21 protein-coding genes are annotated in these 20,033 nt (G+C 72.9%); 10 read left to right on the top strand and 11 right to left on the bottom strand.

Annotated elements, in window-relative coordinates:
• Window positions 1-58: 58 nt before the first annotated feature.
• Window positions 59-982, top strand: coding sequence for a LysR family transcriptional regulator (locus tag ACJ6WD_RS07815; RefSeq protein WP_407615366.1), 924 nt, complete (start codon window positions 59-61; stop codon window positions 980-982).
• 56 nt (window positions 983-1,038) lie between these two features.
• The gene (locus ACJ6WD_RS07810; RefSeq protein WP_407615365.1) at window positions 1,039-1,872 is read left to right on the top strand and encodes an oxidoreductase; all 834 of its coding nucleotides are present in this window, start codon (window positions 1,039-1,041) and stop codon (window positions 1,870-1,872) included.
• A gap of 91 nt (window positions 1,873-1,963) precedes the next feature.
• On the opposite strand, the gene ACJ6WD_RS07805 is transcribed toward ACJ6WD_RS07810, so the two are convergent.
• From ACJ6WD_RS07805 to ACJ6WD_RS07795, 3 genes are read right to left on the bottom strand one after another with little or no spacing between them, the layout of a single operon-like run.
• Window positions 1,964-2,461 carry a nucleoside deaminase gene (locus tag ACJ6WD_RS07805; protein ID WP_016577368.1) on the bottom strand — a complete coding sequence of 166 codons (498 nt, stop codon included), beginning with the start codon at window positions 2,459-2,461 and terminating at the stop codon, window positions 1,964-1,966.
• Between the two features lie 40 nt (window positions 2,462-2,501).
• On the bottom strand, window positions 2,502-2,996 hold the full coding sequence (gene cynS, locus ACJ6WD_RS07800; protein ID WP_020931177.1) for a cyanase: 495 nt from the start codon (window positions 2,994-2,996) through the stop codon (window positions 2,502-2,504).
• Window positions 2,997-3,054: 58 nt separating this feature from the next.
• The gene (locus tag ACJ6WD_RS07795) at window positions 3,055-3,669 is read right to left on the bottom strand and encodes a carbonic anhydrase (RefSeq protein ID WP_233655713.1); all 615 of its coding nucleotides are present in this window, start codon (window positions 3,667-3,669) and stop codon (window positions 3,055-3,057) included.
• A gap of 138 nt (window positions 3,670-3,807) precedes the next feature.
• On the opposite strand from ACJ6WD_RS07795, the gene cynR reads away from it, so the two are divergent.
• Window positions 3,808-4,713, top strand: coding sequence for a transcriptional regulator CynR (cynR, locus tag ACJ6WD_RS07790; protein ID WP_407615364.1), 906 nt, complete (start codon window positions 3,808-3,810; stop codon window positions 4,711-4,713).
• A gap of 104 nt (window positions 4,714-4,817) precedes the next feature.
• Here the strand turns inward: cynR and ACJ6WD_RS07785 are convergent, their stop codons facing one another.
• A complete protein-coding gene (locus ACJ6WD_RS07785; RefSeq protein ID WP_331246898.1) occupies window positions 4,818-5,222 on the bottom strand; it encodes a nuclear transport factor 2 family protein in 405 nt (134 codons plus the stop codon).
• A gap of 198 nt (window positions 5,223-5,420) precedes the next feature.
• On the opposite strand from ACJ6WD_RS07785, the gene ACJ6WD_RS07780 reads away from it, so the two are divergent.
• Window positions 5,421-5,864: an SRPBCC family protein gene (locus ACJ6WD_RS07780; protein ID WP_233655716.1), complete on the top strand. Its 444-nt coding sequence runs from the start codon at window positions 5,421-5,423 to the stop codon at window positions 5,862-5,864.
• 35 nt (window positions 5,865-5,899) lie between these two features.
• Here ACJ6WD_RS07780 and ACJ6WD_RS07775 read toward each other — a convergent pair whose 3' ends face one another.
• Window positions 5,900-6,703, bottom strand: coding sequence for an alpha/beta fold hydrolase (locus tag ACJ6WD_RS07775; RefSeq protein WP_407615363.1), 804 nt, complete (start codon window positions 6,701-6,703; stop codon window positions 5,900-5,902).
• Between the two features lie 181 nt (window positions 6,704-6,884).
• On the opposite strand from ACJ6WD_RS07775, the gene ACJ6WD_RS07770 reads away from it, so the two are divergent.
• Both ACJ6WD_RS07770 and ACJ6WD_RS07765 read left to right on the top strand, forming a co-directional pair.
• Window positions 6,885-7,676: a GNAT family N-acetyltransferase gene (locus ACJ6WD_RS07770; RefSeq protein WP_407615362.1), complete on the top strand. Its 792-nt coding sequence runs from the start codon at window positions 6,885-6,887 to the stop codon at window positions 7,674-7,676.
• A gap of 279 nt (window positions 7,677-7,955) precedes the next feature.
• The gene (locus ACJ6WD_RS07765) at window positions 7,956-8,765 is read left to right on the top strand and encodes a thioredoxin domain-containing protein (protein WP_331246894.1); all 810 of its coding nucleotides are present in this window, start codon (window positions 7,956-7,958) and stop codon (window positions 8,763-8,765) included.
• 108 nt (window positions 8,766-8,873) lie between these two features.
• Here the strand turns inward: ACJ6WD_RS07765 and ACJ6WD_RS07760 are convergent, their stop codons facing one another.
• The gene (locus ACJ6WD_RS07760; protein WP_407615361.1) at window positions 8,874-10,478 is read right to left on the bottom strand and encodes an ABC-F family ATP-binding cassette domain-containing protein; all 1,605 of its coding nucleotides are present in this window, start codon (window positions 10,476-10,478) and stop codon (window positions 8,874-8,876) included.
• A 143-nt stretch (window positions 10,479-10,621) separates the two neighbouring features.
• Window positions 10,622-11,545, bottom strand: coding sequence for an LLM class F420-dependent oxidoreductase (locus ACJ6WD_RS07755; protein ID WP_407615360.1), 924 nt, complete (start codon window positions 11,543-11,545; stop codon window positions 10,622-10,624).
• Window positions 11,546-11,751: 206 nt separating this feature from the next.
• On the opposite strand from ACJ6WD_RS07755, the gene ACJ6WD_RS07750 reads away from it, so the two are divergent.
• On the top strand, window positions 11,752-12,309 hold the full coding sequence (locus ACJ6WD_RS07750) for a DinB family protein (RefSeq protein ID WP_233655722.1): 558 nt from the start codon (window positions 11,752-11,754) through the stop codon (window positions 12,307-12,309).
• A gap of 116 nt (window positions 12,310-12,425) precedes the next feature.
• Here the strand turns inward: ACJ6WD_RS07750 and htpG are convergent, their stop codons facing one another.
• Entirely contained in the window at window positions 12,426-14,333 is a 1,908-nt protein-coding gene (gene htpG / locus ACJ6WD_RS07745; RefSeq protein ID WP_331246891.1) for a molecular chaperone HtpG, read from the bottom strand.
• Window positions 14,334-14,474: 141 nt separating this feature from the next.
• Here htpG and aac(6') point away from each other — a divergent pair, with 141 nt between their 5' ends.
• Window positions 14,475-14,948 carry an aminoglycoside 6'-N-acetyltransferase gene (gene aac(6'), locus ACJ6WD_RS07740; RefSeq protein WP_376442109.1) on the top strand — a complete coding sequence of 158 codons (474 nt, stop codon included), beginning with the start codon at window positions 14,475-14,477 and terminating at the stop codon, window positions 14,946-14,948.
• Window positions 14,949-15,065: 117 nt separating this feature from the next.
• Here the strand turns inward: aac(6') and ACJ6WD_RS07735 are convergent, their stop codons facing one another.
• Window positions 15,066-16,193, bottom strand: coding sequence for an NADH:flavin oxidoreductase (locus ACJ6WD_RS07735; protein ID WP_233655725.1), 1,128 nt, complete (start codon window positions 16,191-16,193; stop codon window positions 15,066-15,068).
• A gap of 532 nt (window positions 16,194-16,725) precedes the next feature.
• Between ACJ6WD_RS07735 and ACJ6WD_RS07730 the strand changes: the two genes are divergently transcribed.
• Window positions 16,726-17,835 carry a glycosyltransferase gene (locus tag ACJ6WD_RS07730; protein ID WP_407615359.1) on the top strand — a complete coding sequence of 370 codons (1,110 nt, stop codon included), beginning with the start codon at window positions 16,726-16,728 and terminating at the stop codon, window positions 17,833-17,835.
• Window positions 17,836-18,033: 198 nt separating this feature from the next.
• On the opposite strand, the gene ACJ6WD_RS07725 is transcribed toward ACJ6WD_RS07730, so the two are convergent.
• Together ACJ6WD_RS07725 and ACJ6WD_RS07720 are read right to left on the bottom strand one after the other, a co-directional pair.
• Entirely contained in the window at window positions 18,034-18,945 is a 912-nt protein-coding gene (locus ACJ6WD_RS07725; RefSeq protein ID WP_331246888.1) for a helix-turn-helix transcriptional regulator, read from the bottom strand.
• A gap of 124 nt (window positions 18,946-19,069) precedes the next feature.
• Window positions 19,070-19,306 carry a DUF397 domain-containing protein gene (locus ACJ6WD_RS07720; RefSeq protein WP_020930295.1) on the bottom strand — a complete coding sequence of 79 codons (237 nt, stop codon included), beginning with the start codon at window positions 19,304-19,306 and terminating at the stop codon, window positions 19,070-19,072.
• A 199-nt stretch (window positions 19,307-19,505) separates the two neighbouring features.
• Here ACJ6WD_RS07720 and ACJ6WD_RS07715 point away from each other — a divergent pair, with 199 nt between their 5' ends.
• Entirely contained in the window at window positions 19,506-20,033 is a 528-nt protein-coding gene (locus ACJ6WD_RS07715; protein WP_376442098.1) for an ATP-binding protein, read from the top strand.

Here is a 20,033-nt window from a genome sequence, read left to right as displayed (position 1 = left end):
ACGGCCGCCGCCCGCGGACCGGGAAATGCCTTCCGGGCTGGATTTATGCTTGGCGTTTATGAATGTGGAGCTGCGCCATCTGCGTGCCCTGGTCGCGATCGACGACGAGGGGACGATCACCGACGCCGCGAGGACCCTGCGGATCACGCAACCGGCCCTCTCCCGCACGCTGGAGCAGTTGGAGGGCCGGTTGGGGGTGCGGCTGGTCGCGCGCACGACGCGCACTCTGGCCCTGACCCCGGCCGGACGGCGGCTGTGCGCGCACGCCCGGCGCATTCTGCGGCAGCTCGACGACGCACTGGCCGAGGCGGTGGCCCCGGCCGGGCCGCGACCGCTGCGGCTGGTCTTCGCCTGGGCCGCGCTCGGCCGGCACACCGTGCCCCTGCTACGGGCCTGGCGCACGGAATGTCCGGAGGTCCCCGTACGGGTGCGCCGGGTCGACGATCCCGAGGCGCCGCTGCGCCGCGGCGAGGCCGATCTGGCCTTCCTGCGCACCCGTCCGGTCGAGGACTCCGGACTGGTCCATCACGCGCTGGTGCGGGAGCGGCGGATGGCCGCGGTGCCGGTGGGCCACCGGCTGGCGGAACGCGCCGAGGTCCGGTTGGCGGAGGTGGGGCGGGAGGTCGTCGCGCTGTGCGCGACGGCGTCGACCACGGGCCCGGAGCTGTGGCCGGCCGGGCGGCGCCCGGCGACCCTGGACGTGCCGGGGGTCGACGAGTGGCTGACCGCGATCGCCACCGGCGAGGCGGTCGGCGTCACCGCGGAGGGCACCGCCCATGACCATCCGCACCCCGGGGTGCGCTACCTCCCGATCGTCGATGCCGGTCCGGTCACCGTCCACCTGGCCCGGCCGGCCGAGCCGTCCCACCCCGCCACGGCCGCCTTCGTGGACCTCGCCCGGCGGCAACTGGCCTCGGCGGGCGCCCCGTCGCCGGCGCCCGGTGATAACCGTCGGCTATCACAAGGGCTCTTGGACGGGTGACGCGGTGACTCCGCAGGATGGTCCGCGAAGAGCCGGGCGATCTAGGGAGCACGAGGATGAGCAGGACATGGCTGGTGACCGGTGCGAGCAGCGGTTTCGGGCGGGCGATCGTCGAGGCCGCGGTCGCCGCCGGTGACTTCGTGGTGGCCGCGGCCCGGCGGACCGCGGCACTGGACGAGCTGGTGGCGGCGCACCCGGGCCGGGTGGTGGCGCAGCGCCTGGACGTCACGGACGTGGCCGCCGCCGAGAGCGCGGTGGGCGAGCTCGTCGAGCGGTACGGCCGGATCGACGTCCTGGTCAACAACGCCGGTCGGGGCGTCGTCGGGGCGGTCGAGGAGACCACGGACCGGGAACTGCGCGAGGTGATGGACCTGCACCTGTTCGGGCCGGCCGCGTTGACCCGGGCGGTGCTCCCGCACATGCGCCGCCGCCGGTCGGGGGCGATCGTGCAGATGAGCAGCATGGGCGGGCGGTTCGCGTTCGCCGGCGTGGGGGCCTACTGCGCGTCGAAGTTCGCGTTGGAAGGGCTGTCGGAGGCGCTCGCGGCCGAGGTGGCGCCGTTGGGGATCAAGGTGCTGATCGTCGAACCGGGCGCGTTCCGCACCGGGTTCGCGGCTGCCGGGGCCCTCCGACAATCCGCCGCCCTGCCCGCCTACGAGGAGATGGTCGGCCCGGTCCGGGCGTCGCTCGCGGCGAGCGACGGCGCGCAGCCCGGCGACCCCGCGAAGGCCGCCGCCGCGCTGCTGACCGCCCTCGACGCCGAGCACACTCCGCTGCGGCTGCCGCTGGGCAATGACGCCGCCGATGCGCTCTCGGCCCATTGGGACGGCTCCCGGGCGGAGTTCGCCGCCTGGGAGGCGCTGAGCCGCTCCACCGACTTCGACGGGTAGTGGCGCACGGGCCGGCGCCCGGCGGCCGTGGCACGCTGCGGAGCGTGCCCGGCTGCCGGGCGCCGGAGGTGTTGCGTCGGGACGGCGGTGCTTACTGGCCGGGCACCGAGGTCGCGTTGCGCCGGCCGCCGTTGTTCTCCTGCCAGAAGCGGTAGACGTCCACCGCCGCGTCGCTGGGCGCGTACCGCATCGGGAGTCGGCGCTGGTCCCATTCCTTGGCGAACTCGCCGTAGAAGGTGGCGAGTTCGAAGTACTTGCGGTCGTCGACGTAGTGCGGCTCGTAGGCGTCGCGGGTGGTGAGGAAGACGACCTCGTCCGGGGAGCAGTAGTAGAGCGCGCCCAGGCACATCGGGCAGGGCTGGGCGAGCACGTAGATGGTGGTGCCGATCAGGTGCTCGGTGCCCAGCTTGGTGCACGCCTCGCGGATGGCGAGGACTTCGGCGTGGGCGGTGGGGTCGTTGGTCTGGGCGACCTTGTTGGGGCTCTCGGCCAGGACCTCGCCGTCCTTGACGATGACGGTGGCGAAGGGGCGGCCGCCGTCGATGACGTTCTGACGGGCGAGGTCGATGGTCCGCTGGGCGAAGTCCATGGTGGGCTTCCTTCCGGGTGGGGCGGGTGGGGTTGCCGGGTCAGAAGGGCTTGGTCGGCAGGTACTTGCCGTCCAGGGTGATGACGGCGCGCTCGCCGCCCTCGGGGTCGGCGACCTTCTTCACGTCCAGCTTGAAGTTGATCGCGCTGATGATGCCGTCGCCGAACTGCTCGTGGACCAGGGCCTTGAGGGTGGTGCCGTAGACCTGGAGCATCTCGTAGAAGCGGTAGATGGTCGGGTCGGTGGGGATGCCGCCGGGAATCGAGCCGCGGGTGGGGATCGTCTGGAGCAGCATCACCGCGTCCTCGTCGAGGCCGAGCAGTTCGGCGACCGCGCGGGCCGACCGGGCCGGCAGGGCGTGCTGGCCGAGCACGGCGGCGGTGACGAACGCGACCGACAGCTCGGCGGCGTCGGCGATCTGCTGCCAGGTGAGGTCCTTGCGCGTCTTGGCCTCGACCGCGGCGAGGGCCAGGGCCTGGCGGGCGTCGGGGTGGAACTGGGCGTGCGGCGTGCGGGGGGTGGTGGCGTCGGTCATGGTGACGGTTTCCTTTCGGTGGTGGGGTGGTCGGGTGCCGGGGAAGAGGCCGGCGGGGTCAGGCGGCGCGGGGTACGGCGCCCGGGGTCGCCTCGCCGTGCGGGATCCGCTCCACGCCGCCGGAGGCGATGTCGTAGACCCAGCCGTGCAGGCGGAGCGCCTGCTCGGCGAGGGCCCTGGCGACCGAGGGGTGGGTGACCAGGTTGGCCAGCTGGGTGCGGACGTTCTGCCGCACCAGCTCCGCCACGTCCGCGGCGGGCCCGCCGACGGCGGCGCGGGCCCTGGCGGCGTCCGCGTGGTGCAGCCAGTGGGCGACCGCGGGGGTTCCGGAGAGGTCGTGGCCCTTGGCGAGCGCCGTCATCGCGCCGCACGCCGCGTGTCCGCACACCACGACGTCCGTGACCCCGAGCACCGCGACGGCGTACTCGATGCTGGCCGCCACCCCGTCGCCGGACCCGTGGTGGTGGGCCGGGACGAGATTGCCGGCGGTGCGGACGACGAACAGTTCGCCCGGCTCGCTCGACGTGAGCAGTTCCGGGACGACGCGGGCGTCGGAGCAGCTGATGAACAGCGTGTGCGGCTGGTGGTGGGTGGCCAGGTGACCGAACAGATCGGCCTTGGCCGGGTGGACGTCGCGTTGGAAGCGCGCGACGCGCTCGGCGAGGTCTGGCATGGTCGTTCCCTTCGGTCGGGCTGACCGGTCCGGTGGGGCCGGCGAGATCCACCATGCACGACCTGGGCCTATAGAGTCCAAGAGCCACTAACCATGCCTCCTATAGATCACATCTATAGGAGGTCCTATAGTGGTGACATGGCCCTGGAACTGCGTCATCTGCGTTACCTGCTCGCCGTTGCGGAGCACGGCAGCTTCACCCGTGCCGCCGAGGACCTGCACATCTCACAGCCGACCCTCTCGCAGCAGGTCAAGCAGCTGGAGCGGACGGTGGGGGTACAACTCCTGGACCGCACCGGCCGCACCGTGCGCCTGACCGACGCCGGCGAGGCGTACACCCACCACGCCCGGCACGCGCTGCGCGACCTGGCCGCCGCCGAGCGGGCCGTGCACGACGTGCGGGACCTCTCCCGGGGCCACCTGCGCCTGGGGCTCACCCCGACGTTCACCGCCTACCTCGTCGGGCCGCTCATCGCCGAGCTGCACGCCCGCCACCCCGGCGTCACCCTGGCGGTCCGGGAGATGCCCCAGGACCGCATCGAAACGGGCCTGCTGGACGACGAGTTGGACCTCGGCATCGCCTTCGCCGGCCCGCATCTGGCCGGGATCGAGGCGGCCGTGCTGTTCACCGAGACGCTGAGCCTGGTGACCGCGGCCGCCGGCCCCGCCGCCGACGCTCCGGAGCCGCTACCGGTCACCGCCCTCGCCGACCGCCAACTCGCGCTGCTGAGTGGCGACTTCGCCACCCGTACGCACATCGACGCCTACTTCGCCCAGCACCACGTCAGCCCGCGCATCGCGGTGGAGGCGAACTCCATCCAGGCGCTCACCGAGATCGTCCGGCGCACCTCGCTGGCGACCGTGCTCCCCGACGCCATCACCCACGACCACCCCCACCTCACCCCGCTCCCCCTCGCCCCCGCCCTGCCCACCCGGACCGTCACGCTGCTCCGTCGCACCGACGCCTACCGGACCGCCGCGGCGCGGGCCTTCACCCGCCTCGCCAGGGAACTGGTGCACAGCCGGGGATACGCGCCGGCCTGAGGCAGGGCGGCCGGGACCGCGCGGACTGCCGAGAACAACGCCGTTCCGTGGAGAGCGCGTTCGCCCACCCGCACGGATTCCGCCGTCTGCGGATCCGCCGGGAATCAGGCTTCGGCGATGGTCCGGCCAGGCATCGGCTCCGCGAGCGCGAGCCGCCGGGCCGGCGCGCCGAAGGCGTCGGCGAAGTACTGCGTCTCGTGCACCACGTGCTGGCCGGCGAATTCCATGATGCTCACCGAGTACGAAGGCACCCCGTCGTAGGTGATGAGGCATTCGCTCACCCACAGATCCGCACGGCCGGTGATCCGCTGGACGGTGAAGTGCCGGTCTGCCGGGTGCCCGCCGCGTTGCGCCGCGATCACCGCTCGGCCCCGGAACCGCTCCCCTGACTGCGGGTAGTCCAGGATCGCGTCCGTGGCGTAGAGGGCGTGCTCGGCATCGGTGTCCCCGCGTTCCGACGCCCGCCAGTGCTCCTCGACCGCGGCCCTTCTTTGGGCGTCAGCATCCATGGCAGCACCTTTCCGTAGCGGTGCCAGCCTAGGCACTCCGGCCGCAGCCGGACCGGGACCGGCCGGACGTGCGCTGCCGAGTCCTCCCTTTGGCCGGATCGGAGGGCGGCAGCCGTCCGCCGGGGCACCGCGTCGAGTGACCGCCACCCGGCCGACCCGCCGTTGGTCCGTGCTGTCGGGAGTTCCTAGCATGGGGCCGTGGCCAGGTTTGTGATCGCACGCACGACGTCCCTCTCCCCCGACGCCGCATGGCGACGGCTGACGGACTGGGCGGCCCACGCCGCCTACGTGCCGCTCACCACCATCACCGTGACCACGCCGCCGCCCACCCGGGAGGGGACCACCTTCGTCGCCCGGACCGGCCTCGGCCGGCTCGCGTTCGACGACGTGATGCGCGTCGTGCGGTGGGAGCCGCCGGACGCCACCGGCGCCTCGGCCGTGGGCCGCTGCCGGCTGGTGAAGCAGGGCCGGGTGGTGACCGGTTGGGCCGAGGTCGAGCTGGGTGCGCGGGACGGGGGCTGCCGCGTCGTCTGGCGCGGCGAGGTGCACCCGCGCGGCGTCCCGGGCGCCTTCCGACCGGTGGTGGCCGGCTCGGCGCGGTGGTTGTACGGCCGCATCCTGGACGGCCTGCTCGCCCGATAGACCCGCCGAGCCTGGGGCGAGGACGGGCAGCGCCCTCACCACGCGGTGAGGAACTCCCGCACCGCCGCCGCGAATCCGGCCGGGTCGTCGTCGTGCAGCCAGTGCCCGCACCCGGGGAACTCCCGCAGGGTGGTGCCCGGCCGCCGCCGCGCCATCTCCCGCGCCATCGCGGTGGGGAGGACGAAGCTGTCCAGGCCGTGCAGCAGCAGCGCGGGGCAGTCGGTGGCCAGCCAGTCCGGCCACCAGTCACCGACCAGGGCCTCCTGCGACCGCACCATGTCCGCGTGGTCGAAGAGGAACCCCCACCCGTCGGGCCGTTCGACGGCGCTCTCCAGGAAGTAGCCGGCGTCCGGAACGCCCCGGGCCTCCACCTGGCGGCGCAGCTCACCCAGCGTCGGTGCCCGGCGCGGCCAGTCCCGGACGTCCAGCACCGGATGCGCCACCTCGGGCCGGCGGTTGAGCGCACCGCCCTCCTCGACGATCAGCGCCCGGACCAGTTCCGGATGGTGCGCGGCCAGCCGGAACGCCACGACCCCGCCCATCGAATGGCCGAGCACCGGCAGCGGTCCCAGCCCCAACGCCCGGACGAAGGCGGCGGCGTCGGCCACGTACGCGTCCGGGGACACGTCGTCGTCGCGTGCGCTGAGGCCGTGGCCGCGTTGCTCCAGGGCGACGACCCGGAACTCCGGTGCCAGGGCGGCGGCCAGGGCGGCGAACGCCCTGGCCCGGCCGAAGTGCCCGTGCAGGGCCAGCACCGGCGTTCCCGGTCCGCCGGCGTCCGCGAAGGCCAGTCGCCGGCCCCGCACCGTCAGGGTCTGCGTGGTCAGGGTGAACGTCATGGTCGTGCCTCTCTGGTGGGTGCCCGATCCGCTGGTCCGGTGCGGCGCCGGGGCCGGCGCAGGGGCCCTGACGGGGCCGTCGGTCGGCCGGGGCACGAGTGACGATAGGCGCCGTGGCCGCGGGGCCGGGGCCCGGGCCGGCCCGGAAAACCAGTTGCCACCGCTCAGTACCGTCAGGTGCGTGACGGACATCGACGGCTTGCTCGCGGCCTACGACGAGCAGATGCGGGGAGTGCCTCCCACGCCTCCCGACGGGGTCACCTACGAGCAGGACGGTCCGGTGCTGCGGATCGTCGGGCAGTTCCGCGGGTTCGTCAGCGCTCCGCCGGATGTGGGCCTGCGCGGTGTTGAGTTGGACCGGCTGATCGCCCGCCAGCGCGACCGCTTCGCCGCCCGCGGCGAAGCGGTGGAGTGGAAGACCCGCGGGCACGACCGGCCGGCGGACCTCACGGCCCGGCTCCGCGCCGCGGGCTTCGTCCCGGAGGAGCCGGAGACGGTGCTCGTCGGCCGGGCCGGGCAGTTGGTCGGCGCTCCCGTCCTGCCGCCCGGTGTCGGGCTGCGGCGGGTGACCGCCGACGTCGACCTGCACCGCATCGCCGCCATGGAGTCGGCGGTCTGGGGCCAGGACTGGAGCTGGCTCGCCGAGGACCTGGGCGGGCGCATCGCGGCGGCCCCGGAGGAGATCGCCGTCCTGGTGGCCGAGGCGGGCGGCGAGGTGGTCTGCGCGGCGTGGCTGGTCTTCCGGGAGGGCACCGAGTTCGCCAGTCTGTGGGGCGGCTCGACCCTGCCGGCCTGGCGCGGCCGTGGGATCTACCGTGCGCTGGTCGCCGCCCGCGCCGAACTCGCCGTGGCCCGCGGCGTGCGGTACCTCCAGGTCGACGCGTCCGCCGACAGCGCCCCCATCCTGCGCCGGCTCGGTTTCCACGCCGTCACCACCACCACGCCCTACGTCTGGTCGCCGCCCGGGGCCTGACCCGCGGCAAACCGGCCGGGCGGTCGTCCCTGCTCGCCTCCCCGGCGTCGTCGGGCTGCTCGCTCTCCGTAGGGTCGCGCGCACTGCTCGCACCGCGGTGGCGGCGTTCCGACCGGAAGCAGCCCAGCGCGGGCCCCGGGCCGGGGGTAGTGCGCGGATGCTGCCACACTGTGCGTGCCACAGCCGTGGTCCGCGCCCCGCGGAGACGGCTGAGGACGGCCCGGCGCGGCGAACGGCGCCGTCGGCAAGCACAGAGAACTGCCTGGTGAAAGGGTGCGCATGGTGGCCTCCGCAGGGAAGAAGAACAACGGCGACGCGACGAAGAAGGGCTCCGGCGGCCACTGGCGCAACTACGTGGTGGCCGGCGTCGGCATCGCCGTGGTGTGCGGGGCGGCCGTCGTGGTCGGCCAGTTCTCCCGGGCCGGCGAGGCGACCGCGTTCGAGCCGCCTTCCGGTGCCGTGGGCACGCCGGACGGCACGAAGCTGGCCCTGCCGGTCAAGCCGACCGTGCCGGTCACCATGACGGTGTACGAGGACCCGCGCAGCCCGCAGTCGCGCGACTTCGCGCAGAAGTACGCCACCACGTTCGCGCAGCTCCTGGCGTCCGGGCAGGTCCAGATCGACTACCGCCTGGTCACCCAGAGCGACCGGCAGTACGGGGGCACCGGCGCGCAGGAGGCCGCCGCCGCAGCCGCCTGCGCCCAGGACCAGGGCCGCTTCGGCCCCTTCATGGACCAGCTCTGGCAGCACCAGCCGGCACCGCAGACCGACGGCCTGAAGGACCCCAAGCTCCTCAAGGAGATCGCGAAGAAGGCCGGGAAGATCCAGCACGACACGTTCAACCTGTGCCTGGACCGCGGTCAGCGCCAGGGGTGGGTGAAGAAGTCCCAGGAGGACTACGCCGCCGCGGGCCTGGGGCCCGTCCCGGTCGTCCAGGTCAACGGGCAGACCGTCGCCGACCCGGCCACCAAGTTGACTCCGGCGAAGCTGTCCGCCCTGGTGGCCAAGGAGGCCCATCAGGTGTCGGCCGCCGCCACCACGGCCTACCCGACGCCGACGGCCACGCCGGCGGCCGCGCCCAAGTCGTGACGTGAGCGGCTGGTTCCCGGGTCCCGGCCGCCACCACGGCCCGGGCCCGGGAACCAGCACCGTCACCGGACCGGATCACCCGATCCGGTCCGGTGCGCCCCGGCTCGGTCAGGCGAGGGCCACCAGGTCGCGGTACTCCTCGCTCCACAGGTCCTCGTCCGCGTCCGGCAGGAGCAGCACGCGGTCGGGGCGCAGGGCGTCGAGGGCGCCCTCGTCGTGGGTGACCATCACGATCGCGCCGGGGTAGCGGCCGACCGCCGCCAGGACCTCGTCCCGGGAGGCGGGGTCGAGGTTGTTGGTCGGCTCGTCGAGGAGCAGCACGTTGGCTCCGGAGTGGACCAGTCCGGCCAGGGCCAGGCGGGTCTTCTCCCCTCCGGAGAGGACGCCGGCGGGCTTGTCGGCGTCGTCTCCGGTGAACAGGAACGCACCCAGCACGCGCCGGGCGTCCTGCTCCGTGAGGTGCGGGGCGGCCTCGGCCAGGTTCTCCCGGACCGTCCGGGCGCCGTCGAGGGTGTCGTGTTCCTGCGCGAAGTAGCCCAGGCGCAGTCCCTGGCCGTGCACCACCCGACCGGTGTCCGGAGTCTCCGCGCCGGCGAGCAGGCGCAGCAGGGTGGTCTTGCCGGCGCCGTTGAGGCCGAGGATCACCAGGCGGCTGCCCCGGTCCACGGCGAGGTCGACCCCGGTGAGGACCGGGTGGTCGCCGTAGGACTTGGTCAGGCCGATCGCGCCGAGCGGCATCCGGCCGCAGGGGTGCGGTTCGGGCAGGCGGATCCGGGCGGTCTTCTCGGTCCGCCGGACCGGTTCCAGCTCGGCGAGCATCCGGTCGGCGCGGCGGGCCATGCTCTTGGCCATCACGGCGGTGGCGGAGCGGGCCTTCATCTTGTCCGCCTGGGCGTGCAGGGACGCGGCCTTGCGCTCGGCGTTGGCCCGTTCGCGGGTGCGGCGCCGTGCGTCGGCCGCGCGCTGGGCGAGGTACCCGGCCCAACCGGTGTTGTGCTGGTCGATCGTGGCGCGGGTGGCGTCGAGGTGGAAGACGCGGTTGACGACGTCCGCCAGCAGTCCGGTGTCGTGGCTGATCACGACCAGGCCGCCCCGGTGGGCCTGGAGGAAGCCGCGGAGCCAGCCGAGGGAGTCGGCGTCGAGGTGGTTGGTGGGCTCGTCCAGCAGCAGCGTGCCGTCGTGCCCGGCGAAGAGGATGCGGGCCAGCTCGACCCGGCGCCGCTGGCCACCGGAGAGCGCGCCGACGGGTCCGGTCAGCACGCGTTCCGGGAGGCCGAGGCCGGCCGTCACCCGGGCGGCCTCGGCCTCGGACGCGTAGCCGCCGCCGGCCTGGAAGGCGGCCTCCGCCCGGGCGTAGGCGGCCATCGCGCGCTCCAGCCCCTGGGGGCCGTCGGCGTCGGCCATCGCGGACTCGGCGGCGCGGAGTCGGTGCAGGGCGGCGTCCAGGCCGCGGGCGGACAGGATCCGGTCGATGACGCGCTGGGCCGGGTCGGCGGCGCGGGAGTCCTGGGCGAGGTAGGCGAGGGGGCCGGTGCGGGTGAGGGTTCCGGCGGCGGGTTCGGCCCGTCCGGCGAGGGCGGTGAGCAGGGTGGTCTTGCCCGCCCCGTTGCGGCCGACCAGGCCGACCCGGTCGCCGGGAGAGACGGTGAAGGACACGTCGGACAGCAGCAGGCGGGCGCCGGCACGCAGCTCGACACCACGAACGGTGATCATGGAATAACGCTCCGAATAAGCACGAGGACGGACTTCTGGTGTGGAAGCGGGTCCTCGGCTAGGAAATTCGGGGCGTGGACATGCGGACACGGTAACGGCCGGCCGCCGGTCGGTGCATCCGGTTTTCCCGGCGGCCCGTCCGGTCAGCCCGCCAGCTCCCCCAGGAGTTCCCAGGTGCGGCGCCGGTCGGCGGCGCCGGTGACCTCCGTGCCCGAGAACACCACCTCGGTCGCCCCGGCGTCGCGGTAGCGCCGCACCTCGGCGGCCACCTTCTTCTCGTCGCCGATGACCGCGACGTCGACCGCCCGCCGGCCGCCGGACAGCCCGATGACCCGTGCGTAGGAGGGGATCTGCTCGTAGAAGGCGAGCGACTCGGTGAACGTGCGGCGGACCGCGTCGACGTCGTCGGTGACCACGCCGTGGACGAGTGCCACGATCCGCGGGGCGGGGCGCCCGGCGGCCTCGGCGGCCGCGGTGAGGGCCGGGACGATGTGCTCGCCGAGGGCGCGGGGCCCGGCGAGGTAGGGCAGGATCCCGTCGGCCAGTTCGCCGCTGGCCCGTAGCGCCTGCGGCCCCATGGCGGCGACCAGCAGCGGGACGCCGGACTCCGCGCCGGGCACCCGGGCGGGGATCGGCGTGGTCGCGGTGAGGAGCTCGCCGTGGTAGTCGGCGCTGCCCGTCTCGGTCAACTGCCTTACTGCGGTGAGGAATTCGCGGAGTCGGGCGACGGGTCGCCCGAACGGGATGCCGAAGCCGGTCTCGGTCAGGAGCTTGGTGCCGAGCGCGAGTCCGAGGTGGTAGCGGCCGTGCGTGGCCGCCTGTGCGGTCTGGGCCTGGCTGGAGACGACGAGCGGGTGCCGACCGAAGACGGGGATGGCGGACGTGCCCACCTCCAGCTCGGGCACCTCGCGCCCGACGATCGCGGCGAGCTGCGGCGAGTCGGCGCCGAAGGTCTGGCCGAACCAGGCGGACCGCAGTCCGGCGGCCGCCGCCTCCTTGGCGAGTTGCACGCTCGCGTCGATCTGGTTCGTGGGGTCGATCGGGTTCAGGGCAACTCCAACGGTCATGTCCGTTGAGAACCGGGCGCGTTGGGGCGCTATTCCGGGCCGTGCGTGACGGGTTGATGTCGGGCGTGTGTCGCGACGGGCAGGCGGGATCGGCGCCCGGAACCCGATTCGCGGCCCTGGGGAATCCTTCTAGGACAGCAGCTGTCCTCCATGCCGCCTAGCGTGATCCTCACCGATGACACAGGCAACACCGAGAGGCGGCCGCCATGACCGGCAACGAACCCAGCACCGACCACCCCACCGAAGCACCCGCGGTCACCGGCGAGCGCGCCGAGTGGTTGGCGGCGCTGGCCAAGCACCGGCACTTCCTGCGCTTCACCACCCGTGACCTCACCGACGAACAGGCCGGCCGGCGGACCAGCGCCGGCGAGCTGTGCCTGGGCGGCCTGATCAAGCACGTCACCTCGGCCGAACGCGGCTGGGTGGACTTCATCCAGCACGGCCCCTCGGCGATGCCCGACTTCACGGCGATGACCGCCGCCGACTGGGAGCGCCGGGCCGAGGAGTTCCGACTGCTGCCGGGCGAGACCCTGGCCGGCGTGTTGGCCGCCTACGAGGAAGTGGCCCGCCGCACCGACGAGTTGATCGCCACCCTGCCCGACCTGGACGCCTCGTGGCCGCTCCCCAAGGCGCCCTGGTTCCAGGCCGACACGCACTGGTCGGCACGTCGGGTGTTGATGCACATCATGGCCGAGACCGCGCAGCACGCCGGCCACGCGGACATCCTCCGCGAGTCCCTGGACGGCGCCAAGAGCATGGGGTAGCCGGTCCCGGGACGCGGCGGAGCGTCCGCCGGCAGGCCCTTCGCGGTGCACCGGTCACCGCTGGTGGACGCCTGCTGGCGGACGCTCTCATACCTTGACCGCGGAACGGTGGACGGTCAGAGGGAGCGGCCCAGGCGGTCCGCCACCACCTTCACGAAGCGCGCGGGGTCGGTGGGCCGGCCGCCCTCCGCCAAGACCGCCAGGGAGTAGAGCAGTTCGGCGTTCTCGGTGAGGTCGGTGCGGTCCTCGCGCTCCCCGTACGCCTGGTTGAGACCCTTCACCAGCTGGTGGTCGGGGTTGAGTTCCAGGATGCGCTTGGTGCGCGGCACCTCCTGCCCCATGGCCCGGTACATGTTCTCCAGCGCCGGCGTCATGGCGTCGGCGTCCGCGACGATGCAGGCCGGCGACACCGTCAGGCGCGACGACAGCCGCACCTCCTTGACGTCCTCGGCCAGCTGCTCGCCCATCCAGCCGAGCAGGCCCGCGTACTCCTCGGCCCGCTTCTCCCGCTCGCCCTCGGACTCCGCGTCGTCCTTGGCGCCGAGGTCGATCTCGCCCTTGGCGATCGACTGGAGGCGCTTGCCCTGGAACTCGCCCACCACGTCGACCCAGACCTCGTCGACCGGGTCGGTGAGCAGGAGCACCTCGATGCCCCGCTCGCGGAACGCCTCCACGTGCGGGGAGTTGTCGATGCTCTGGCGGGACTCGCCGGTGATGAAGTAGATGTCCTCCTGTCCCTCCCCCATCCGCTCCACGTACTGCTCCAGCGTGACGGACTCGTCCTCGCCGCGCGTGGTCGCGAACGACGCCACCGCGAGCAGGGCGTCGCGGTTGTCGGTGTCGGAGACCAGGCCCTCCTTCAGCACCGCGCCGAACTCCCGCCAGAACGTGCCGTAGCGGTCGCCGTCGTCGGCCATCATGCCCTTGACCGACGACAGCACCTTCTTCGTCAGCCGCCGCTGCATCATCAGGATGTGCCGGTCCTGTTGGAGGATCTCGCGGGACACGTTGAGCGAGAGGTCCTGCGCGTCGACCACGCCCTTGACGAAGCGGAGGTACGGCGGCAGCAGCGCCTCGCAGTCGTCCATGATGAAGACACGCTTGACGTACAGCTGGAGCCCGCGTGCGGAGTTCTGCGTGAACAGGTCGTGCGGGGCGTGCGACGGGACGAACAGCAGGGCCTGGTACTCGAAGGTGCCCTCGGCCTGGAGCTGGACGGTCTCCAGCGGGTCGCGCCAGTCGTGGCTGATGTGCTTGTACAGCTCGTGGTACTCGTCCTCGGACACCTCGTCGCGGGAGCGCGCCCACAGTGCCTTCATGGAGTTGAGCGTCTCGGGCTCGGCCGGCCCGTCGCCGTCGCCGTCGGCCGGGGGCTCCCCGACGAGCTTGACCGGCCAGGTGATGAAGTCCGAGTACCGCTTGACGATCTCCTTGATCTTCCAGTCCGCGGTGTAGTCGTGCAGTTGGTTGGTGGGATCGGCCGGCTTGAGGTGCAGCGTCACCGAGGTGCCCTGCGGCGCTTCGTCGACCTCCTGGAGGGTGTAGGTGCCCTCGCCGCGGGACGACCAGCGGGTGCCCTTCTTCTCGCCCGCGCGCCGCGTCAGCAGGGTGACCTCGTCCGCCACCATGAAGCCGGAGTAGAAGCCGACGCCGAACTGGCCGATCAGGCCCTCCGCGCCGGCCGCGTCCTTCGCCTCCTTCAGCTCCCGGAGGAATTCGGCGGTCCCCGAGTTGGCGATCGTGCCGATGAGCTGTCCGACCTCGTCGTACGACATGCCGATGCCGTTGTCCCGGACGGTGAGCGTACGGGCGTCCTTGTCGATCTCAAGCTCGATGTGCAAGTCGGAGACGTCGGCGTCGAGGGCCTCGTCGCGCAGCGCGGCCAGGCGCAGTTTGTCCAGTGCGTCGGAGGCGTTGGAGACGAGTTCTCGGAGGAAGACGTCCTTGTTCGAGTAGATCGAGTGGATCATCAACTGGAGCAGCTGACGGGCCTCTACCTGGAACTCAAACGTTTCGGTCGACATGGTTGGCGATTACCTCACTTGGTCCGTGGATCGTCAGTAAGTGACGTCGTCACTGTAATAAGAACGTCCACCGTGAGGTTGGCGCGTTGCCCGAGGTCGTGCGAGCGAAGGGCGTCGTCGGGCGTGGGGGATGATGGGGGCATGGAGCTGCGCGGGGACGACGTCGTACTGCGACCGGTGGCCGACGGCGAGGGCCGGGTGCTCGACCGGATCGTGCGGGAGCCGGAGGTGGCGGCGTGGTGGTCGCCCCCGGAGGACTTCGCGGGCATGCTCGCCATCGTCTTCGAGGGCGAGGTCGTCGGAGCGATCCAGTTCTACGAGGAGACCGACCCCGAATTCCACCACGCCGGCATCGACGTCTTCCTGACGGCACGCCACCAGGGGAAGGGACTGGGCACCGACGCGGTGCGCACCCTGGCCCGGTGGCTGGTGACGGCACGCGGCCACCACCGGCTGACCATCGACCCCGCCGCCGCCAACACCGCGGCGATCCGCAGCTACCGCAAGGTCGGGTTCCGGCCGGTGGGCATCATGCGGGCGTACGGGCGCGACCACCGGACGGGACGCTGGCAGGACGCGCTGCTCATGGACCTGCTCGCCGACGAGCTGACCTGACCGGGCGACCGCCCCGCGCCGCGCCCTTTGCCCCACAGGGCGCCGGGCCGGCCGTCGCCGCGTCGCCGCCCCGCCACGCGTCCGTGCGCCCGGTGGCGGGTGCCCGCCACCGGCCGGCTAGCTCAGGGACTTCAGCGCCTGGGCGTCGTACGGCTGGAGTTCCTCGGTGCGGTTGCCGAGGACCTTCGCGGCCCACTGCGGGTCCTGGAGCAGGGCGCGGCCGACGGCGACCAGGTCGAACTCGTCGCGCTCCAGGCGGTCCAGGAGGTTGTCGATGCCCTGCACCTGGGCGCCCTCGCCCTGGAAGGCGCGCTCGAAGTCGCCGTCGAGGCCGACCGAGCCGACGGTGATGGTGGGCCGGCCGGTGAGCTTCTTGGTCCATCCGGCGAGGTTGAGGTCCGAGCCGTCGAACTCCGGGACCCAGTAGCGCCGGGTGGAGGCGTGGAAGGCGTCGACGCCGGCCGCGGCGAGCGGGGCCAGGATCGCCTCCAGCTCGTCGGGGGTCTCGGCCAGCCGCGCGTCGTACGCCTCCTGCTTCCACTGCGAGTAGCGGAAGATCACCGGGAAGTCGGGTGACACGGTCGCCCGGACCGCGGCCACGATCTCGGCCGCGAACTTCGCGCGGGCCACGGGGTCGCCGCCGTACGCGTCGGTGCGGCGGTTGGTGCGCGCCCACAGGAACTGGTCCAGGAGGTAGCCGTGGGCGCCGTGCAGTTCGACGCCGTCGAAGCCGATGCGCTCGGCGGCCGCGGCGGCCTCCGCGAAGGCGCCGATGACGTCGTCCAGGTCGCCCCGGGTCATCGCCCGGCCGGTGCCCTCGGTGCCGTCGACGCGGATGCCGGAGGGGCCCACAGCCGGGGCGTCGGCGAAGGGCGGTTCGCCCTGCTGGCGCACCATGCCGATGTGCCACAGCTGCGGCACGATGGTGCCGCCCGCCTCGTGCACGGCCTCGGCGACCTGCGCCCAGCCGGCCAGCTGCTCGTCCCCGTGGAACCGCGGCACCCGGTCGCTCTGACCGGCCGATGCATGGCCGACGTAGGTGCCCTCGGTGACGATCAGGCCCACCCCCGCGGCGGCGCGACGGGCGTAGTAGGAGCGCACGTCTTCGCCGGGGACGCCGTTCGGGGAGAACATGCGCGTCATCGGCGCCATCGCGATGCGGTTCGGAACGGTCAGGCCGTTCAGTGCGACGGGCCGGGAGAGGATCTCGGCCGCGCGGGAAGCTGCGGACGCGGTGACGGTCACGGAAATCTCCTCGTAAGTACCGGTTGGTACGGGTGTGTACGGTGCTTGCGTGTAGTCACCAACCGCTCCGTCGGGGGTGGCATTCCGACCGCTCGGCGCAGGACACTGTGATCCCGGCCACGCGTCGCGGAACGGCCGGGTTCGGTACGGCGGGCGGCGCAGGCACGCAAAGCGGCCATTCTCGGAGCCGGGGCACCACCCGCCCCCCGGGCGGCGCGCGCCGACGGGCGGGCGGCACCGCACGGGGTACTTGCCGACAACAAGCCACAAGGGCCCTCAAATTAGATAAACGGCGGTAGTTGGGCGCAACGTGCTCTACCGTTCAGCTCCAATACGGCGGCCGTCGCGTGCCTGGGGGGGGGCGGCCGCGCCGGTCATAGGGGACGACCGAGTGGGGGGCCATGGGGTTGTTCGAAGCTGTCGCGTCACGTGGGGTCGTGCCACCCGCCGGGCCGGCGGGACCGCCGTCCGGACGGGGCGTGCCGACAGGCGCCGCGCACGCCGCCGGCGGCAGCCGATGAGGATCGTCCACGTGGTCACGCTGGTCGGTGACGACGGCGCGTACGGCGGTCCGGTCGGCGTGGCCACGGCGCAGCTCGGCGAACTCGCCGGGCGCGGCCACGAGGTCGGGCTCGTCGCCCTGTGGCGGGGCCGCGGCGCGCCGCCGCGCACCGTGGACGGGGTACCGCTGCACGCCCGGCGCGCCCGCACCTGCGTACCGGGGCAGGGGTTCTCGGGCCTGTTCCACCTCGGATTGCTTCCGCTGCTGTGGCGACTGGCCGGCCGGGCCGACGTGCTCCACCTGCACGCCGGGCGCGACCTGGTGTCACTGGCCGCGCTCGCGGCGGCCGTGCTGCGCCGGCGCCCGTTCCTGGCACAGACGCACGGCATGGTCCAGCCCCGCCGTACGGCACCGGTCAGGGCCTTCGACCGGTGCTTCGTCCCGCTGCTGCGGCGCGCGGCGGCGGTGCTGGTGCTGACCGACGCGGAGGAGGCCGGACTGCGGGAGGTGCTCGGGCCGGGCGGACCGCGCCTGGTCCGGATGCCCAACGGGGTGCGGGTGCAAGCACGCGGGTCGGCTGCGGAGCGGCAGCCGACCGAGGTGCTGTTCCTGGCCCGCCTCCAGGCCCGGAAGCGACCCGAGGCGTTCGTGCGGATGGCGGCGTTGGTGCACGCCAAGCGGCCGGAGGTGACGTTTCCGGTGTACGGCGCGGACGAGGGGCGGTTGGCCGAGGTCCGGCTGGCGGTCGCCGCGGAGGGGTTGGGCGGCGTGGTGGCCTACGGCGGCAGGCTGGACCACGATGCGGCGGTGCGGCGCCTGGCGCGGGCCACCGTGTACGTGCTGCCCAGCGTCGACGAGCCGTTCCCGATGGGCGTGTTGGAGGCGCTGGCGGTGGGCACCCCGGTGGTCTGCACGGACCGCTGCGGGATCGCCGCCGCGCTGCGGCGGCACGACGCCGCGGCGGTGACCGACGGTTCGCCGGAGCAGCTGGCCGGGGCGGTGTTGGAGCTCCTGGACGACGCCGAGCTGCGGGACCGGCGGGCGGCCGCCGGCCGGGTCGCGGTCGCCGCGGAGTTCTCGCTCGCGGCAGTGGCCGACCGGCTGGAGGAGTGGTACGGCTTCCTGGGCGGGGGCGGGTGATGCGGGCGGGGCGGGCGCATCGCTCCGAGCCGGAGGGGACCGGCCCCCGCGCGTGCCACGACGCGTGCGTCCTGCGCGGCCGCCCCCGAAGGACTTCATCGCGGGAGCGGGCGTGGGCGCGGGGGTGTGCTTCGTCGACTGCTCGGGTCCCTGACGCGGGTCGGTTCGGCCGAGCCGTCGTTCAGTCGAGCGCGACGCTCAGCCGAGCTCGTCGATCAGCCGGGTGAGGAAGTCGGCGGTCTCCGAGGGGGTGTTGGCCTCGGTGCACAGTCGGTCCATGACCGCGGTGTACTGGTCGACGGACTCCTGCTTGTCCAGGTAGAGGGCGCTGGTCAGCTGCTCCAGGTAGACCTTGTCGGGGAGTTCCGGCTCGGCGAACCGCAGGATGCTGAAGGGGGCGCCGGCGGCCGCGTTCGCCCCCACGCTGAACGGGGCGATCTGGAGCGTGACGTTCGGCATCTCCACCGCCTTGAGCAGGGAGCGCAACTGGGCCGCCATCACCTCGCGGCCGCCGAACGGGCGGCGCAGCACGGCCTCGTCGACCACCGCCCACAGCCGCGGGGCGTCCGTCCGGGTCAGCAGCCGCTGGCGGTCCATCCGCAGCGCGACCAGGCGGTCCACCTTGGTCTGCGGTGCGTTGGGGTAGCCGATGCGGGTGACGGCGTGGGCGTACTCCTCGGTCTGCAGCAGTCCGGGCAGGAACTGCACCTGGTAGGTCCGGATCAGCGCGGCGGCTTCCTCCAGGCCGAGGTGGAGCTCGAACCAGTCCTCCAGGACGTCGCTGTACTCGTGCCACCAGCCGGAGGAGTTGGCTTGATCCGCCAGGGCGAAGTAGTCGTCCCGGCGTTCCGGGTCGAGTACCTGATAAAGCGTCAGAAGATCGACCAAATCGGGTCTCTTGAAGCCGACCTGGCCCCGTTCGAGCCGGGTGATCTTGGCGTGAGACCCACGGATCGCCTTGCCGGCGGCCTCACGTGAGATCCCGGCGCCGACCCGCAGCTTCCGGAGCTGGGCTCCCAGCACGATGCGCGCAGCGGTGGGCCCCACCTGCGGTTCCTGCAGGTATCGCGCTATCGACAGCTCGCCTTCCGGCCGGCTCATCGCGGTCATCCCAACTCCCGTGAGCGACAGTGTTGATACCCCCAGTGTCGCACTTACCGGCCGTCAGGTACAGAAATGCGCCAACGATACGCGTGAGGACGGGCCCGTGCCGGCGGGCCCGCTCCGCGGTCGCTCAGCCCAACATCGCGTCGAAGTCGCCGTCCTTGGCGCCGCCGACGAACGCCACCATCTCCGCCCGGGTGTAGATCAGCGCCGGGCCCTGCGGATCACGGGAGTTGCGGACCGCGAAACCGCCGTCGGTCAGCGCGGCGACCTCGACGCAGTCGCCCCCGGGCGCGCTGCGCCGGCTCTTCCGCCAGACCGCATTCTCGATCAGGCCCGCGGCCACACCGTTGTCGAACTGCTGCATCCCGCCACTCCCTTGCTCCACGCTCACGCGTCTGACCAGGCATCACGTGCAGCCGCACGGGCGGATGCACTTACCGATGCAATTACGTTCGTCTCGAATGTAATTGCAGATGCACTTGCAGCGCCAGCGGCGGCCGGGGATAGTGGGAGCCGAATCACCCGTTCGTGACGAAGGTCTGAGAGGCGCCACGGAGTTCGTGATGACAACCCACCCGGCAGGACCGCCTGCCGCCCTCTTCCCCACCCAGCCCCTCAGCCGTTGGCTCGCCCAGGCCCCGCGCGACATCCGGCTCGACGACCGTGCGATCCGGCCCGCCGGGCTCGCCGCCCGCGCCCTCTCGGCGGACGGCAAGGCGGCCTCGGAGGCCCGCCGGTTCACCGGAGCCACCCTGGACGGCTGGAACCTCAAACCCCTTGTGGACAACGCCGTACTGGTCGTCTCGGAGCTGCTCTCCAACGCCCTGCGCTACGGACTCGTCAAACCCGACGGACAGCCCCGCGGGGCCGCACCGCACCCGCTCTGGGTGGGGCTGCTGCGCTGCCGGGACCTCGTGCTGTGCACGGTCTTCGACCACAGTTCGGACGTCCCGGTGCTGCGGGAGCCCGACTACTTCGCCCAGAGCGGGCGCGGGCTGCACATCATCGACTGCCTCAGCTCGTCCTGGGGGTGGACCACCCCGACCGCGGCCGGCAAGGCCGTCTGGGCGGCGCTCCCGGCAGCGGAATGA

It is taken from the genome of Streptomyces sp. VTCC 41912 (assembly GCF_045799175.1).
In the GTDB taxonomy this organism is placed as follows: Bacteria; Actinomycetota; Actinomycetes; order Streptomycetales; family Streptomycetaceae; genus Streptomyces; species Streptomyces albulus_C.
The sequence above is the reverse complement of the archived record's forward strand: the minus strand, read 5'-3'. Positions and strand labels throughout refer to the sequence as shown.